The sequence below is a fragment of the Parvibaculum indicum genome, from assembly GCF_011762095.1.
Classification (GTDB): Bacteria; Pseudomonadota; Alphaproteobacteria; order Parvibaculales; family Parvibaculaceae; genus Parvibaculum; species Parvibaculum indicum.
Window position 1 is genome coordinate 179,036 of sequence record NZ_JAASQO010000003.1, and the last position, 16,421, is coordinate 195,456.

General features: G+C 62.7%; 15 protein-coding genes. 11 read left to right on the forward strand and 4 right to left on the reverse strand.

Annotation, left to right across the window (positions count from 1 at the left end; translation table 11 throughout):
* Positions 1-13 precede the first annotated feature (13 nt).
* From cpaB to FHS78_RS05240, 7 genes are read left to right on the forward strand one after another with little or no spacing between them, the layout of a single operon-like run.
* Complete coding sequence (gene cpaB, locus FHS78_RS05210) at positions 14-799, forward strand: Flp pilus assembly protein CpaB (protein ID WP_167091253.1); 786 nt, start codon at positions 14-16, stop codon at positions 797-799.
* Between the two features lie 20 nt (positions 800-819).
* Positions 820-2,277 carry a type II and III secretion system protein family protein gene (locus FHS78_RS05215; RefSeq protein ID WP_246220354.1) on the forward strand — a complete coding sequence of 486 codons (1,458 nt, stop codon included), beginning with the start codon at positions 820-822 and terminating at the stop codon, positions 2,275-2,277.
* A 37-nt stretch (positions 2,278-2,314) separates the two neighbouring features.
* Complete coding sequence (locus FHS78_RS05220; protein ID WP_167091259.1) at positions 2,315-3,025, forward strand: CpaD family pilus assembly protein; 711 nt, start codon at positions 2,315-2,317, stop codon at positions 3,023-3,025.
* Complete coding sequence (locus FHS78_RS05225) at positions 3,025-4,380, forward strand: CpaE/TadZ family protein (protein ID WP_246220355.1); 1,356 nt, start codon at positions 3,025-3,027, stop codon at positions 4,378-4,380. Before FHS78_RS05220 ends, FHS78_RS05225 begins: the two co-directional genes overlap by 1 nt.
* Before the next feature lie 17 nt (positions 4,381-4,397).
* Positions 4,398-5,864, forward strand: coding sequence for an ATPase, T2SS/T4P/T4SS family (locus tag FHS78_RS05230; RefSeq protein ID WP_167091262.1), 1,467 nt, complete (start codon positions 4,398-4,400; stop codon positions 5,862-5,864).
* A gap of 17 nt (positions 5,865-5,881) precedes the next feature.
* Positions 5,882-6,868 carry a type II secretion system F family protein gene (locus FHS78_RS05235; RefSeq protein ID WP_167091265.1) on the forward strand — a complete coding sequence of 329 codons (987 nt, stop codon included), beginning with the start codon at positions 5,882-5,884 and terminating at the stop codon, positions 6,866-6,868.
* An 8-nt stretch (positions 6,869-6,876) separates the two neighbouring features.
* On the forward strand, positions 6,877-7,848 hold the full coding sequence (locus FHS78_RS05240; protein ID WP_167091268.1) for a type II secretion system F family protein: 972 nt from the start codon (positions 6,877-6,879) through the stop codon (positions 7,846-7,848).
* An 84-nt stretch (positions 7,849-7,932) separates the two neighbouring features.
* Here the strand turns inward: FHS78_RS05240 and FHS78_RS05245 are convergent, their stop codons facing one another.
* Positions 7,933-8,883: a tetratricopeptide repeat protein gene (locus tag FHS78_RS05245; RefSeq protein ID WP_167091271.1), complete on the reverse strand. Its 951-nt coding sequence runs from the start codon at positions 8,881-8,883 to the stop codon at positions 7,933-7,935.
* A 187-nt stretch (positions 8,884-9,070) separates the two neighbouring features.
* Here FHS78_RS05245 and FHS78_RS05250 point away from each other — a divergent pair, with 187 nt between their 5' ends.
* Positions 9,071-10,201 (forward strand): TAXI family TRAP transporter solute-binding subunit, encoded by a 1,131-nt coding sequence (locus FHS78_RS05250; RefSeq protein WP_167091274.1) that lies wholly within the window; start codon positions 9,071-9,073, stop codon positions 10,199-10,201.
* A gap of 22 nt (positions 10,202-10,223) precedes the next feature.
* Here the strand turns inward: FHS78_RS05250 and FHS78_RS05255 are convergent, their stop codons facing one another.
* Complete coding sequence (locus FHS78_RS05255; protein WP_167091277.1) at positions 10,224-10,907, reverse strand: glutathione S-transferase family protein; 684 nt, start codon at positions 10,905-10,907, stop codon at positions 10,224-10,226.
* Between the two features lie 128 nt (positions 10,908-11,035).
* On the opposite strand from FHS78_RS05255, the gene FHS78_RS05260 reads away from it, so the two are divergent.
* From FHS78_RS05260 to FHS78_RS05270, 3 genes are all read left to right on the forward strand, one after another.
* On the forward strand, positions 11,036-12,409 hold the full coding sequence (locus tag FHS78_RS05260) for a leucyl aminopeptidase family protein (RefSeq protein WP_167091280.1): 1,374 nt from the start codon (positions 11,036-11,038) through the stop codon (positions 12,407-12,409).
* 81 nt (positions 12,410-12,490) lie between these two features.
* Entirely contained in the window at positions 12,491-12,853 is a 363-nt protein-coding gene (locus FHS78_RS05265) for a MarR family transcriptional regulator (protein ID WP_167091283.1), read from the forward strand.
* The gene (locus FHS78_RS05270) at positions 12,850-13,725 is read left to right on the forward strand and encodes a C40 family peptidase (RefSeq protein ID WP_167091286.1); all 876 of its coding nucleotides are present in this window, start codon (positions 12,850-12,852) and stop codon (positions 13,723-13,725) included. Before FHS78_RS05265 ends, FHS78_RS05270 begins: the two co-directional genes overlap by 4 nt.
* A 3-nt stretch (positions 13,726-13,728) precedes the next feature.
* Here the strand turns inward: FHS78_RS05270 and FHS78_RS05275 are convergent, their stop codons facing one another.
* Positions 13,729-15,357: an ABC transporter ATP-binding protein gene (locus tag FHS78_RS05275; RefSeq protein ID WP_167091289.1), complete on the reverse strand. Its 1,629-nt coding sequence runs from the start codon at positions 15,355-15,357 to the stop codon at positions 13,729-13,731.
* Positions 15,354-16,421, reverse strand: coding sequence for an ABC transporter permease (locus FHS78_RS05280; RefSeq protein WP_167091292.1), 1,068 nt, complete (start codon positions 16,419-16,421; stop codon positions 15,354-15,356). The genes FHS78_RS05275 and FHS78_RS05280 overlap by 4 nt, the downstream gene beginning before the upstream one ends.

Consider the following 16,421-nt stretch of genomic DNA (forward strand, 5'->3'; position numbering starts at 1 on the left):
AGGAAATGAACATATGAACGCCGCACGCATTGGAGTTCTGGTTCTGGCGTTGGTCGCAGCGGGCATTGCCGCTTTCCTGGCGCGCGGGCTTGTCTCGTCGGATGAGAGCAAGCAGGTCGCGCCCAAAGTCGTCGAGGCGCCGACCTCGGAAATTCTTGTCGCGTCCGACAACATCGAAACAGGCGGCCGCCTGACAGCCTCGAACATGAAGTGGCAGAAATGGCCTGACAGCGCGATGAACCCGGTTTTTATCACCAGGGAAAAACGCTCGCAGGCGCTGCAGTCTCTGGACGGTGCTATTGCGCGACTGCCGATCGTCAAGGGTGAGCCGATTGTTCCCGACCGGCTGGTCTGGACGAAAGGCAAGGGCTTGATGTCCGCTCTGCTGCAGCCCGGTATGCGCGCGGTGGCAATCCGTATTTCGCCGGAAACGAGCGCTGGCGGATTCATCCTCCCCAATGACCGCGTCGATGTCGTTCTCACGGGCCGGTCTTCCGGCGGCAGCCGCAATGCCGTCACGGCTGAAACCATCATGCGCAATGTGCGCATTCTCGCCATCGACCAGCGCTTCAACGAAAAGGAAGGCGGGCAGGTCGCTATGGGTAAGACGGCGACGCTCGAACTGACGCCGGCACAGGCGGAATTGATCGCCATGGCCCAGGAAGAGGGAAAGCTGACGCTCTCGCTTCGTGGCATCGGCGACAAGGAAATCGCAGGCGGCGACGCGGCGGATGAAGTCGAAGGCTCGGTTGTCCACGTTGTTCGTTTCGGCCAGCCCCAAACCGTCCGCGTGAAGTGACTGCCATGAGGAACGAAACCATGACGGCAAAAGCACACTCCCTGAAAACGCGAAGCTGGCGCTGGCTGCGCACGGGCTTTCTTGTGCTTTGCGCCGCGGCGCTGTGTTGGGAACCGGCGACCCCGCTCTACGCGGCCGATGCCCGGCTGGTGAAAATCGACCAGGGCGGTACCGGTCAGGACTCGCGAGCGATCGTGCTGGGGCTCGACAAGGCCGCGATTGTGGAGCTGCCGGTGGCGGCGCGCGATGTGCTTGTCTCCAATCCGGAGATTGTCGACGCGGTGGTGCGCACAAACAAGCGTACCTATCTGATCGGACTCAAGGTCGGACAGACCAATGCCTTCTTTTTCGATGAGGACGGTCGCCAGATCCTCAATCTCGAAATTCGCGTGGAGCGCGACCTTGCGAGCTTGCGCGATGCTTTGAGCCATTACTTCCCCGACGCAAAGATCGATGTGCAGGCCATGAACGACAACATCGTGTTGTCGGGCGTGGTGGCCAGCGCTTCCGCCGCCGACAAGGCCCGCACCTTTGCTGCGCGCTTCATCGGTGCGAAACCCGACGACAACCGCATCGTCAACATGCTGTCGATTTCGGGCAAGGAGCAGGTGATGCTGAAGGTCACGGTCGCTGAAATGCAGCGCACCGCGATCAAGCAGCTCGGGATCAATCTGTCCGGCCTGGGTAGCGTCGGCAATGTCGCGCTGGGCGCGGCGACCAACAACGCGCTGAGCTTGCAGGGGCAGGCTCTTGGCGGCCTGACCGGCGTGGCCAGTTACAATGAAAAGTTCCAGCTTGGCGGTGCGCTGCAGGCTCTGGAGCGAACCGGCCTGCTGCACACGCTGGCCGAACCGAACCTGACGGCCATCTCCGGCGAAGCGGCAAGTTTCCTTGCGGGCGGCGAATTCCCGGTGCCGGTATCGCGCGACAATAACGGCAACATTCAGCTGCAGTACAAGCCGTTCGGTGTCGGGCTCAACTTCACGCCCGTGGTACTCAGCGATGGCCGGATAAGCCTGAAGATTTCGACGGAAGTGTCCGAACTGACCTCCGAGAACGCCTTTGTGTTGCAGGGAACCTCGTCGGACGGCGTGACCGTGCCCTCGCTCAAGGTACGCCGTGCGGAAACCACGCTCGAACTGCCGAGCGGCGGGTCCCTGGTCATGGCGGGCCTTCTGTCCGACCAGACCCGTCAGAACATCGACGGTGTACCCGGTGCGAAGGATCTGCCTGTTCTGGGCGCCTTGTTCCGCAGTCGCGATTATCAGAAGAACGAAACCGAACTCGTGGTCGTGGTCACGCCGTATCTTGTGGGCCCGACCGCGCGCAAGAACATCGCCCTCCCGACCGACGGCTATTCGCCGCCGAGCGACATGGACACCATCCTGATGGGCAAGCTCAACGCGACCTATGGACTGAAAGACAGCCAGCCCGCGGGCAAGACGCTCAAAGGTCCCGTCGGCTTCGTCGTGGAATGATCAGGGAAAGGCATCGGATATGACTATGAACCGGAATATGCCGAGAACGACGGTGAAGGCCGCGATGCGGGCCGGATGGCGTCCGCTTTTTGCCGCCGCCGCGCTGCTGGCGCTGGCCGGGTGCGGCGGGTTCAATGGCCGCGAGGAGGCCTATTACACGCCTGAAAACATGCATCCCATCACCGTGTCGAAGGACGTCGCGACGCTGAAACTCGACGCGGCGATGGACCTCGGCTATTTGAACGATCGCCAGAAAATGCAGGTCGCCGCGTTTGCGCGCGCCTATACCGAGCGTGGCCACGGCCCGATAGTGGTCTCCGTGCCCGACCGCAGTCTGAACAAGGGCGCCGCGTCCTATTTTCTGAACGACGTCAGCCGTGCCCTGGCGGATGAAGGTGTGACTGACGACCGGGTCGTCTACAAGCCTTACCAGGTTGCCGCGGACAAGACATCGGCTCCCGTTGTCATGACGTTCAATCGGTATGTGGCGCAGGCGAGCCCCTGCGGCGACTGGTCGATGAACTATTCCTACAATCCCAAGAATCTCAATCCGCCGAATTTCGGCTGTGCGACCCAGAACAATCTCGCTGCGGTGATTGCCGATCCGGCCGATCTGGTGCATCCGCGCACCATGGATCCGGCGGATGCGGAGCGCCGCAGCGTGGTGCTCGACAAGTACCGCAAGGGCGAATCGACCGCGGCGCAACGCGCCGACAGCGACTCGGCCTCGGTCAGCGAGGTGAAGTGATGAGCGACGTAGCCTATAACGACGATATGGACACCGAGGCCCCGCCGGTCGCGACGGAAGATCCCGCGCCCCCGCCGCGTGCCGAGGATGAGCCGCGCGGCACTCAGCCTGCAAACGACCAGAATGCGGGCGAGGGAGGGCTGGCACCCGTCATGAAGCCGGTGCCGCGGATCACCATTCACGCGTTCTGCGAGTTTCCCGAAAGCGGCAGCACCATCCAGCGCGCCGGCGAAGACCGTCGCCTGGCCAAGGCGCATCTGACGGTTCATATGGGCGGTGTCGCTGCCGCGGTCGAGCAGTATCAGACCACATCCACGCCCAATCTGATCATCGTCGAAACCTCTGCGTCCGGAAACGAACTCTTCGGCCAGCTCGGCGCCCTCGCGGAAGTATGCGACGCGGGCACGAAAGTGATCGTCGTCGGTCACCTGAACGATGTTTCCCTCTATCGCGAGATGATCCGCCAGGGCGTGAACGAATATCTCGTTGCCCCGTTGAAACCGCTTGCCGTGATCGAGGCCGTCTCGCGCCTCTATATCGATCCCGATGCTCCCCCGATCGGGCGGACTATCGCCTTCATGGGCGCCAAGGGCGGCGTCGGCTCAAGCACCCTTGCGCATAATATCGGCTGGTCGATCGCGGCGGGTTTCAATGAAGACGTCGTGATTGCCGATCTGGACCTTCCCTTCGGCACCGCGGGCCTCGACTTCAATCAGGATCCCGCCCAGGGCATCGCCGACGCGTTGACCGCGCCGGAGCGCCTCGATGACGTGCTGCTCGACCGTTTGCTCGTCAAATGCACGGACAGGCTGAGCCTGTTCGCGGCCCCGGCGGTTCTTGACCGAGAATATGAGGTCGATACGGAATCCTGCGAAAGCGTGATCGAAATCGTTCGCGCGGGCGTCCCTTGCGTGATCGTCGATCTGCCGCATATCTGGTCGCCCTGGACGAAGAAGGCGCTTCTGGCCGCCGATGAGGTGGTCATTACGGCGATGCCGGACCTTGCCAGCCTGCGGAACACGAAGAACCTGGTAGACCTGATCCGGCAGGCCCGTCCCAATGATGCGCCGCCTCACCTCGTTCTGAACCAGGTCGGCGTTCCCAAGCGGCCGGAAATACCGGCAAAGGATTTCGCTGAAGCGATCGGAATGGACCCCGCACTGGTGATCCCGTTCAACCCGGGTCTTTTCGGCACGGCCGCCAATAATGGCCAGATGCTGGAAGAGCTCGAACCGAAGGGCAAGACCTCGGACAATTTGCGCGATCTCGCACAGATGCTTTGCGGGCGTGAAGCGAGTGCCGGGAAGGCGCGTAAATCGTTCTCGCTCAAGAAACTGTTCAGCCGAAAAGCCTGAACCGGAGGTAGTGGAAAGTGTTTGGACGCCGGAACGAAGGACAAGCTGTTGCGCCCCGCAAGCCCGCGGCGCCGTCCCGCCCCGAGCCTCAGTCCGGTGGGCAGAAGTCCGGCGGGCAGAAGACCGGTGCGCCGAAAGCGCCGCCGCCCAAGCCCGCGCCGGCGCAACCGACGCCCGCTGCGCGACCGAGCGCGGCCGTGGATGAGCGTTCCGAGAACTACTATCAGATCAAGACCACGATCTTTAACGCGCTGATCGATACGATCGACCTGACGCAGCTCGCCCAGCTCGATACGGAAAGCGCGCGCGAGGAAATTCGCGACATCGTGAACGAGATTCTGTCGATCAAGAATGTCGTGATGTCGATTTCCGAGCAGGAGGCGCTGCTCCAGGATATCTGCAACGACGTGCTGGGCTATGGCCCGCTGGAACCGTTGCTGGCCCGCGACGATATTGCCGACATCATGGTGAATGGCTGCGAACGCACCTTCATCGAAGTGAACGGCAAGACCGAAGTGACGGGCGTTCGCTTCCGCGACAACAGTCAGCTCATGAATATCTGTCAGCGTATCGTGAGCCAGGTCGGCCGCCGTGTCGATGAATCGAGCCCGATATGCGACGCGCGCCTGCCGGACGGCTCTCGTGTGAACGTGATCGTTCCGCCTCTCGCCATCGACGGCCCCGCGCTCACCATTCGTAAGTTCCGCCGCGACAAGCTCAAGATGCAGGATCTGGTGGAGTATGCCTCCATCTCTCCGGAAGGCGCAGAGGTTCTGGGCATTATCGGCAAGGTCCGGTGCAACGTCCTGATCTCCGGCGGTACGGGGTCCGGTAAAACGACGCTCCTGAACTGTCTCACCGCCTTCATCGAGCATGACGAGCGCGTGATCACCTGCGAAGACGCCGCCGAACTTCAGCTCCAGCAGCCGCATGTGGTGCGTCTGGAAACGCGCCCGCCCAATCTTGAGGGACAAGGGCAGGTGACGATGACCGAACTCGTTCGCAACTGTCTGCGTATGCGTCCCGAACGCATCATCGTGGGTGAGGTGCGTGGACCGGAAGCCTTCGACCTTTTGCAGGCCATGAACACCGGTCATGACGGTTCCATGGGTACGCTCCATGCGAACAGTCCGCGTGAAGCCTTGTCGCGTCTGGAAAGCATGATCACGATGGGTGGCTACAACCTGCCCTCGAAAACCATCCGTGAAATGATCGTCGGGTCGATCGACGTGATCATTCAGGCCGCGCGCCTGCGAGACGGTTCCCGCCGGATCACGCATATCACCGAAGTGCTGGGCACCGAAGGCGATGTGGTGATCACTCAGGATCTCTTTGTCTACGACATGGAGGGGGAAGACGAACACGGCCGCATCCTCGGCAAGCACAAATCGACGGGCATCGCCCGTCCCGCTTTCTGGGACAGGGCGCGCTATTACAACCAGCACCAGAATCTCGCTGCGGCACTCGACCGCGCGCAGGACTGAACGGAAACGATAGCCGGATGGATCAGGCCACGTTCATCATCATTGCGATTTCGTTCCTCGTTGCCGTGGGCATCGGGGGCGTCGGCCTGGTTTTTGTCGGTGGACAGAATTCCACACAAAAGCGCGTTGCGCGCGTGGCCGGGCCCGGTCGTGCGAAAAACGTCCGGGGAGACAGCGAAGTCGACAGCGGCGAAAAACGCCGCAAGCAGATGCAGGAGACGCTCAAGGGCCTGGAAGAGCAGCAGAAGAAACACAACAAGAAGCTCTCTCTGGCCATGCGTCTGGAACGGGCCGGCCTCAAGATCGATACGCGCTCGTTCCACATGTTGAGCGCGATCGTGGGGCTTATAGTGGCGGCGATTCTTCTCCTGACGGGATTTTCCACCCTTGTCGCCATGCTGGGCGGTTTCGCGTCCGCTTTCGGTGTGCCCCGCTGGATCCTGAAATTTCTCATCAACCGGCGCCAGAAAGATTTCGGCGAGGAGTTCGCCAATTCCATCGACGTCATCGTGCGCGGTGTGAAGGCGGGCCTGCCGATCAACGACTGCCTGAAGATCATCGCCAATGAAGCGCCCGATCCTGTGGGACAGGAATTCCGCGACCTCGTGGAAGGGCAGCGCGTCGGCGTTTCGATGGAACAGGGGCTGTTGCGCATGTATGAGCGCATGCCGCTGGCCGAAGTGAACTTCTTCATGATCGTCCTGAATATTCAGCAGAAGACGGGCGGCAATCTTTCCGAAGCGCTGGGCAACCTTTCCCGCGTGCTGCGTGATCGCAAAAAGATGCGCGGCAAGATCAAGGCGATGTCCCAGGAAGCGAAAGCCTCCGCGGCTATTATCGGCTCGCTCCCGCCGGGAGTCATGGGGCTTATCACCCTTACCTCGCCCGGTTACATGGATCTCCTCTTCTCCACCACCTTGGGCAATGTCCTGATTATCGGCGGCGCCTGCTGGATGTTGTGCGGTGTGCTGGTGATGAAGAAGATGATCGACTTCAAGTTCTAGGACGCACAATGCTGCAGACCTTCGATGCTCTGTTGACGCTTGAAAACGTGGTTATGCTGCTGACCGCGATGGCCGCCTTTGCAACCATCGTGACGCTGGCCTTGCCGCTTTTCGATCAGGACAAGCTCGATACGCGCATGAAGGCGGTGGCGAGCGAGCGCGAGGCGATGCGCGCCCGCGCGCGTGAACAGCTGGCCAATGAACGGACCAGGTTGCGCAGCACCCCCAAGGGGCTGATCAAGCAGGTCGTCGACCAGTTCGGTCAAGGCGGCAATCTGCTTGAAAACCAGGCGCTCAAGGACAAGTTGCGCCAGGCGGGGTTTCGCGGCACAGCACCGCTCTACACCTTTGCTTTCTTCCGCTTCGTGATGCCGCTCATTCTTTTCGTCGTCACGCTGTTCTATCTGGGCGTGGTCGACGATTTCGGCCTGAGCCCGGTCGCGCGCCTCGCGGCCGCCGCGGCCGCGGCCTTTATCGGTTTCTATCTGCCCAACCTCTTCGTGGAAAACGTCATTGCGCGCCGGCAGGAGTCGATCCGCAAGGCCTTCCCCGATGCGCTCGACCTTCTGCTGATTTGTGTGGAATCCGGCATGTCGATCGAAGCGGCCTTCCAGAAGGTCGCGAGCGAAATCGGCATTCAGTCGGTGGAACTCGCGGAGGAACTGACGCTCACGACGGCCGAGCTGTCTTATCTGCAGGACCGACGTCAGGCCTATGAAAATCTGGCGGCGCGTACCGGGCTGCCGGGGGTAAAGGCCGTGGTGACGAGCCTTGTGCAGGCGGAACGCTACGGTACGCCGCTGGGGACGGCGCTGCGCGTGATGGCACAGGAAAATCGCGACATGCGTATGTCCGAAGCCGAGAAGAAGGCCGCCGGGCTGCCGCCCAAGCTCACCGTGCCGATGATCCTGTTCTTTCTCCCGGTACTCTTCGTCGTCATTCTGGGCCCGGCCATCATTCAGGTTATGGATATCCAGTAGAAAGACCGAGAGGGACGGACACGAAAAAGGGCGCTTCCGGTCAATCCGAAGCGCCCTTTTTGTCGACCGGGAAGATCCGACCCCTCAGGAAGAGGGAATGCCGGTCCGAGGGTTGCTGCCATTGCCGTCCAGCGTCTTCAGCTTTTCCCATAGGGCCGGCTGGCTCAGCATGGATTTCAGATAGGAGATGTTGTTTTCCGCGATATTGGGCGGCAGGTCTGCGCGGGCAAGACGGCGCGCCTCCTCGAAATGCCCCTGGAGCCCCAGAACCACGGCAAGGTTCTGCCGGGCGGAGGCGCCTGCATTGGGATTGGCGACCGCCTGGCGCAGGACCTCCTCCGCCTTGTCGAGATCGCCTTCCAGCGCATAGGAAAGCCCCATATTGGTGAGCACGGACGGCTCGCCCGGCGCCAGCTCCAGTGCCTTGTGATATTCGCCACGCGCTTCGGCGTAGCGCCCCATCTGATCGTAGGCGACGCCGATGGCGGAAGGCAGTCTCCAGTCCCTGGAAGATTTTCCAAACGCCGCCTGCAGCATGGAAACGCCCTGATCGACGCGGCCGCTGGCCACCAGCACCTTGCCATACTCCCCGAGCACCGCCGGATTGTCCTTGTGCAGGAGCTGGATGCGCTGCATCACCGTCCCCGCCTGATCGTAGGACCCGATATGGCGAAGCGCGCTCGAATACTGGACGGCGATCTCCGCATTGTCCTGATGGCGGTCATGCAGGTAACTCCAGCACGTAGCCGCGGTCACATAATCCTTGGTCTTCAGCGCTTTGAGCGCGGCGGCGCGCAGCTCCTCGTCGCTTTGTCTGGTCCGGGCCGGTGCCTGGCTCTCGGTGCCCGCTCTGGCCGCCGTCGCTTCCGGCGCGGCGGTGCCGCTTCCCGTCGAGGCGCAACCGCCAAGCGCGAGCATCGAACAGACGGTCGCCATCGCCAGATAGGACACACGGCGTTCCGACCGGCGCCCTGACCGACGCTGCGTCCGGTCTGCCGGATTAGTATGGAAATCCTGGATAAGCGGCTTGGTCATCGCTTCATATCCCGCAATGATGGTGGCAAGCCAAAAGGCGCGGCAGCGCCCACCCGGCTCTGCAAATCTGATCTTCGGCTACACCTGTCAAGAAAGGATTAATTATAAGAATTGAGGCGAACGCCCCATTCGGGGAGGTGGTCGCTGCCTAGAATAAGCGCCGTGCGGCCGAAAAAGGCATGAGGGAATGCGGGACATATTGGAAGAAATCCGGCGCCGTTTGAGCGAGCGCCGTCTTGCCGGGCCGGTGCTGGCGGTTCTGGGGCTGCTGCTGCTCGTCGCGTTGGGTGTCGCCTCCTGGTGGCGCGCCCCGGACACCTTCGAGGACGGACCGGATATCGTCACCTTCTTCCAGATCGGTACAGGCAGCGTGGACAGCCCTTATTTCGCGGTGGGCGAGCGGCTTGCCGGGGCGATCAGCCGACCGCCGGGCACGCCCTCTTGCGATGACGCCGGTCCTTGCGGCGTCAGGGGGCTGGTCGCGGTGGTAAAATCCTCCGCCGGCGCCGCCGCCAATATTCGGGCCGTCGAGGCGGGGCAGTTCGAATCCGCGCTTGTACCCGCCATCATGCTCGATCTCGCCTTTCGCGGGCGGCAGCCCTTCAAGGGCGAGAAGCCTTATAGCGGCCTGCGCGCCGTCGCTTCCGTCTACCGGGAAAACGTCTTCGTCGTGGCGAGCCGTGGCGCGCATATCTCGCGATTTGAGGATCTGCGGCAAATGCGCATCGCCGTCGGGCCCAAAGGCTCGCCCTTGCGCGAGACGGCATTGCGGGTCCTGGCGGCTTACGGCATCGGACCGCGCAATGCGGTTCTGAGCGACGAGATGCCCGAGCGCGCGGCGGACCTCGCTTTATTCGGTCAGCTCGACGCCTTCTTCATGATCGGCGAGCCCCGCGCACCGCTTCTGCGCAGCCTGACGGATCGCGGCGCAGTGGATATCGTGCCGATTAACGGGCCGCAACTGGAAGCGCTGCGCGAGACGGCTCCCTTTCTGGTACCGGTGACATTGCCGGCGGGAACCTTCCGGTTGACCCCGGCCATCGAGACGCTGTCCACACCGCTGGTCTTCGTCTGCGATGTCGATACCACCCCCGCTCTGGTGGAGGAGGTCACAAGGGCGCTCTTCTATCCGGGCAATCACATGCTGCTCTCGCCGCCGGGTCTGGATGGTCTTCTGCCCGGCGAAGGGGAGGAGGAAATGAAGATGGCGGTGCAGGGATTGCCGATCCCGCTGCATCGAGGTGCCGCGGCCTTCTTCTACGGACAGGGAATCGTATCGGAACCGCCATTGACGCAGGTTCCCCTCGAACGGCCCTGACAGACCTTGCGTAAAGCCCGCCTCAGAGGAGGCCGCGCTCTTTCATCTCGGTGTGCGCTTCCGCCGCCCACTCCTGCATGGCGGGCAGGCGCAACACGGCATCCATATAGGCGCGCGCCATCCCGTCTTCATCGCCCAGAGCGGCCGGGTCGATCTCATAGGTAACGAAGCGGGTCACCACGGGCGCATACATGGCATCCGCCGCGCTGAAACGGCCGAACAGAAACCCCTCGTCTCCATCCGAAAGCCGGCCGAAACGCAGGCGCGCCTCGCGCCAGATCGCGACGATCCGACGCGCATCGTCGAGAGCTTCCTCCGTATGGCCCTGGCCCGGATAGCGGTTGAGGATGTCCATGGGCATCTCGCGGCGAAGCGCGGTGAAGCCGGCATGCATTTCCGCCGCCGCCGCCCGCGCCACGGCCCGGGCGCCAGCATCCTCCGGCCAAAGCTTCTTCATCGGGAAGAGGTCGGCGATGGTTTCGAGAATGGCGAGCGATTCCGCGATGACGAGCCCGTTCCACTTCAGCGCGGGCACCGTTCCCGCAGGGGAATGAGGCAGAATCTGCGCCTTGGTGTCGGGCTGCCGTAGCCTGATCGAGCGTTCGTAAAAGGGCAGGCCCGCCTGCCGCATCGCAAGCCAGGGGCGCAGACTCCAGCTCGACCAGTTTTTGTCGCCGATCACCAGTTCGAAGTCGAAAGCCGTCATCTCTTTCACCGGGATATGGTCCTGTTTGCGAGCGGGAAAGGGCCTATATAGTCTCTTGAACGGCAAAACGCATGCAATAGCTGCGTTCTGTCCCGTTCCGTTTCTCTTCCCGTTCCAAGAGGCTGCCCGTGCTCGATTTCTTTCTTGCTGACAAGGACAAGGCGGCGACGCCGATATGGCTCGTACGCGCAGAGGAGCTGGAAGGCTGGTGCAGCGCCCATGCCGGAGCGGGCGCTGCATGGGTGGAGACCAACGGCTTCAAGGGAGAGGCGGGAAAGGTACTCCTCCTGCCGGATGCTTCCGGTGCCGTGTCGGGCGTGCTGCTGGGGACGGGCGACGGGTCGGATCCGTTGATCACGGGTGCGCTGGCCTCCGCCCTCCCACCGGGCGAATACCGGCTCGCGGGCGGTTTCGACGGCGAGCCGACGCTTGCCGCGCTGGGCTATGCGCTCGGCACTTATCGCTTCACCCGCTATAGCGGCAAACCGCGTGACTGGCCCCGCCTCGTCCTGCCGCAGGGCGTGGATGGCGAGGAGGTGGGAAGGCTCGCTCGCGCGGTGTTCCTCGCGCGCGATCTCATCAACACGCCGGCCAGCGATATGAGCCCCGCCGATCTCGCAGAGGCCGCGCGGCGCGTTGCGGAGGCACATGGGGCGGCGATCGACACCATTGTCGGCGATGAGCTGCTGGCGCAGAACTACCCGATGGTCCATGCGGTGGGCCGCGCCGCTGCCGTGGAACCGCGTCTGATCGATATACGCTGGGGGCGCGAAGACGCGCCGCGTGTGACGCTGGTCGGCAAGGGCGTGTGCTTCGATACCGGCGGGCTCGATCTCAAGCCGTCCTCCGCCATGGGGTTGATGAAGAAGGATATGGGGGGCGCGGCGGCGACGCTCGCATTGGCCCAGCTTCTCATGGAAGCCGGCCTCGACATCCGCCTGCGGCTCCTCATCCCGGCGGTGGAGAACAGTGTTTCCGGCAATGCCTTCCGCCCGGGCGACGTATTGCAAAGCCGCAAGGGGTTGACGGTCGAGATCGGCAATACGGATGCCGAAGGTCGGCTCATTCTCGCGGATGCGCTGACCGAGGCCGACAGCGAAAGTCCCGACCTGCTGATCGACATGGCGACGCTTACCGGCGCGGCCCGCGTGGCGCTGGGCCCGGACCTGCCGCCCTTCTACACGCATGACGACAATTTTGCCCGCGACCTGGCCGGTGTCGCGGAGGCAACCGCCGATCCGCTCTGGCGGATGCCGCTTTGGAAGCCTTACGACAATTGGCTCGACAGCAAGATCGCCGATGTCAGCCACATCTCCGACGGGCCCTTCGCAGGGTCGGTGACGGCGGCGCTTTTCCTGGCACGCTTCGTGGAAAAAGCGCGGGTCCATGCGCATTTCGACATCTATGGCTGGGTGCCCAAACCCAGGCCCGGCAGGCCCGTGGGCGGCGAAGCGCAGGCCATCCGCGCGCTCTTCCAGCTCATCAGGCGACGGTACGGCTGAACGATCTTTGCCTTGCGGCAGCGCGATGCGCCGATAGACTATCCCCGATGCCGGGCCCCAAAGCCCGGATGGGGGGATACAATGTTGGGCAGGATGGAGGCGCCGGAGGCGCTGAGACTGTGGCGGCGCGTCGTGGTGGAGGGGATCCGGAGCGAAAGACCGGATCTGACCTCGAGACAGCTCGCCCTCATGCTCATCGTCTATCTCGATCCGCCGCCGCATACGGTGCGGGGGCTTGCCGTGGCGCTGGGCGTATCCAAGCCCGCGATCACGCGCGCGCTGGATACGCTGGGCAGCGAAGGGATGCTCAAGCGCGTACGCGATGAGGCGGATCGGCGGAATGTCTTTGTGCAGCGTACGGCGAAGGGATCGGTTTTCATGGAAGAGTTCGGCGAGGCCATCAGCGCGGCGGCGATGAATGCGAAAGGCGATGCGGGAGAATGAGCCGGTCGCGTACGCTGGATCGGCGGCTTAACCCGTACCGGGACGACCTGGCCGCGGCTCATCTGCGCGGCGAAGTGAAGGCGGACCGCTTCGAGGATGGCCGGGACATGCAGGTCGTGGCCGGTCAGCTTTGCTTGCTGCGCGAGCCACGGCCCGATGCGCCCATGGATACGCAGCTTCTCTTCGGTGAGGTTTTCCGCGTTTACGAAGACAAGTCGGGCTGGGCCTGGGGGCAGTCTGCGCAGGACGATTATGTCGGCTATGTCGCACGGGAGGGGCTTGCGCCCAAACCGTCAAAGCCCACGCACAGCGTGGCCGCGCTTCGCACCTTCATCTATCCCGAACCCGATTTGAAGACGCGGCCCGCCACGCCCATTTCGATGAACGGGCTTGTCACCGTGATCGGGGCGAAGGGGGACTACAGCCGGATCGACCGGGGGGGCTGGATATTCACCCCTCATCTCGCCCCTGTGGGGGCACATGCGCGAGATTTCGTTTCCGTCGCGCAGGAGTTTCTCGGCGTTCCCTATCTTTGGGGCGGGCGCGACAGTCTGGGCCTCGATTGTTCGGGGCTGGTGCAGATGTCGCTCGAGCGAGCGGGCATTTCGTCCCTGCGCGACACCGACATGCAGGAAGCGACGCTGGGCGAAGCGTTGCCCGAGCCGATCGACTTCACCACGCTGAAAAGGGGCGACCTCGTTTTCTGGAAAGGCCATGTCGGCATCATGCGCGACGATCAATGGCTGATCCACGCCAATGCCCATCACATGCGCGTGGCCGAAGAACGTCTCGATATCGCCATGTCGCGCATAGCGCGCGGGGAACATGGGCATGTCACCAGCATCAAGCGGCTGGCCCTTCTCGGGGGGTGACGGTCAGCCCGCCAGGTCGCCCTCCGGCGTGGCGACGAGGTCGAAAGCCGCGGCCATCAGGGCTTTGGTGTAATCCGTTTTCGGATGATCGAATATCTCGTCCGCCGTTCCGACTTCCACCACCTTGCCGTTGCGCATGACGATGATGTCGTCGGAGAGCGCCCGGACGACCTTCAAATCGTGGCTGATGAAGAGATAGCCGAGATTCATCCGCTTCTGCAGGTCGCGCAGCAGGTCGACGATCTGGGCCTGCACCGACATGTCGAGCGCGGAGGTCGGTTCGTCCAGCATCACGAAATGCGGCTCCAGCGCCATGGCCCGCGCAATCGCGATACGCTGGCGCTGCCCGCCGGAAAATTCATGCGGGTAGCGGTCCTGCGCCGCCGGGTCGATGCCCACTTCCTGGAGCGCGCTGCTCACCCGCTCGCGCCGCTCATCGGGGGTGAGGCCCAGCCCTTGCACGATGAGGCCTTCTTCCACGATCTGGCTGATCGACATACGCGGCGACAGGGACCCGTAGGGGTCCTGGAAGACGATCTGCATCCGGCGACGCAGCGGGCGCAGCTCGTTCTGCTTGAGCCCCTGAATGTCCCGCCCTTCGAACCGCACCGGGCCCTCGCTCGACAAAAGCCGCAACAGCGCAAGGCCCAGCGTGGTTTTACCGGAACCGGATTCGCCCACCACCCCCAGCGTACGGCCCCGCCTGACCGTCAGCGATATGCCGTCCACTGCCTTCACATGGCCGACCGTCCTGCGCAGGAAACCGCGCTTGATCGGGAACCAGACCTTGAGGTCGTCGGTCTCCATGATGACGGGGGCATCCTCGGCGCCGCCAAGCGCTCGGCCTTTCGGTTCGGAGGCAAGCAAGCGTTGCGTATAGGCATGCTGTGGATTGTCGAAGACGGTTTCCGTCTCGCCTTGCTCAACGATCTCACCCTTCGTCATGACGAAAACGCGATCCGACATTTTCCGTACCACGCCGAGATCATGCGTGATGAGCAATAGCGCCATGCCCATCTCGTCCTTGAGCTTTTTTAAAAGCGCAAGGATCTGCGCCTGCACCGTCACGTCGAGCGCGGTGGTCGGCTCGTCGGCGATGAGCAGGTCGGGTTCGTTGGCGAGCGCCATGGCGATCATCACGCGCTGGCGCTGTCCGCCCGAAAGCTGGTGCGGATAGGCGCCGAGGCGGTCCTGCGCATCGGGAATGCCGACCTTGTCGAGCAGTTCCAGTACGCGCGCGCGCAACCGCTCTCCGCGCAAGCCTTTGTGAAGTTGCAGCACTTCGCCCACCTGCCGCTCGATCGTATGCAGCGGATTGAGCGACGTCATGGGCTCCTGAAAGACGACACCGATCTTGTTGCCGCGAATGGCACGCATCGTCTTCTCATCGGCGCCGATGAGATTGCGGCCCTCAAACATGATTTCGCCACCGGGGTGGCTCGCCTGCGGATAGGGCAGCAATTGCAGGATAGAGAGCGCGGAAACGGATTTCCCCGATCCGGATTCGCCCACCAGCGCCACCGTCTCGCCAGGCCGTATGTCGAAGGAAATACGATCCACGGCCAGTATCTCTTCGCCTTCGGAGCGGAAGGCAACGGAAAGGTTCTTTACATCGACAAGCGGCGCACTCATTGCATCACCTTGCGCGGGTCGAACGCATCGCGCACCGCCTCGCCGATAAAGATCAACAGGCTCAGCATGACCGCGATGGAGAAGAAGCCGGTCAGCCCTAGCCAGGGCGCCTGGATATTCGCCTTGCCCTGCGCCAGCAATTCACCGAGCGACGGAGAGCCCGGCGGCAGGCCGAAGCCCAGAAAATCCAGCGAGGTCAGCGTGGTGATCGACGAATTCAGAATGAATGGCATGAAGGTCAGCGTCGCGACCATTGCATTGGGCAGCAAATGCTTGAACATGATTTTTGCATTGGTGAGCCCCAGCGCGCGCGCTGCGTTTACATATTCGAAATTGCGACCGCGCAGGAATTCCGCACGCACCACGCCCACCAGCGCCACCCATGAGAAGAGCAGCAATATCCCCAGCAATATCCAGAAATTCGGCTCGATGATCGCCGCGATGATGATGAGCAGATAGAGCTGCGGCACGCTCGTCCAGATTTCGATAAAGCGCTGGAAGAGCAGGTCCGTCCAGCCGCCGAAATAGCCCTGAACGGCACCGGCCGCCACGCCGATGATCGACGACAGAATGGTGAGCGTCAGGCCGAACAGTACGGAAATGCGGAAGCCGTAAATGAGCCGCGCCAGCACGTCGCGCCCCTGATCGTCCGTGCCCAGCCAGTTCTCCGCCGAAGGCGGCGCGGGCGCGGGCACAGGCAGGTTCAGGTTGATCGTGCGATAGTCATACTCGACAAGCGGCCAGACGATGAGCCCGTGCCCTTCCTTCTCGATGAGGTCTTTCACCACGGGGTCGCGATAATCCGCCTCCGTCTGGAAGAAGCCGCCAAACTCGGTTTCGGGATAGGACACGAAAACCGGAAAATAGGGCTCCCCTTGATAGAGCACGAAGAGCGGTTTGTCGTTGGCGATGAACTCCGCGAACAGCGTGACGGCGAAGAGGACGAGGAATATCCACAAGCTCCAGTAACCGCGTTTGTTCGCCTTGAAGTTGCGCCACCGCCGTCTGTTGACGGGGCTTATCCGAATCTCGGGCAAGGCGGGGCGGGGGAGCGAGAGGGCCAT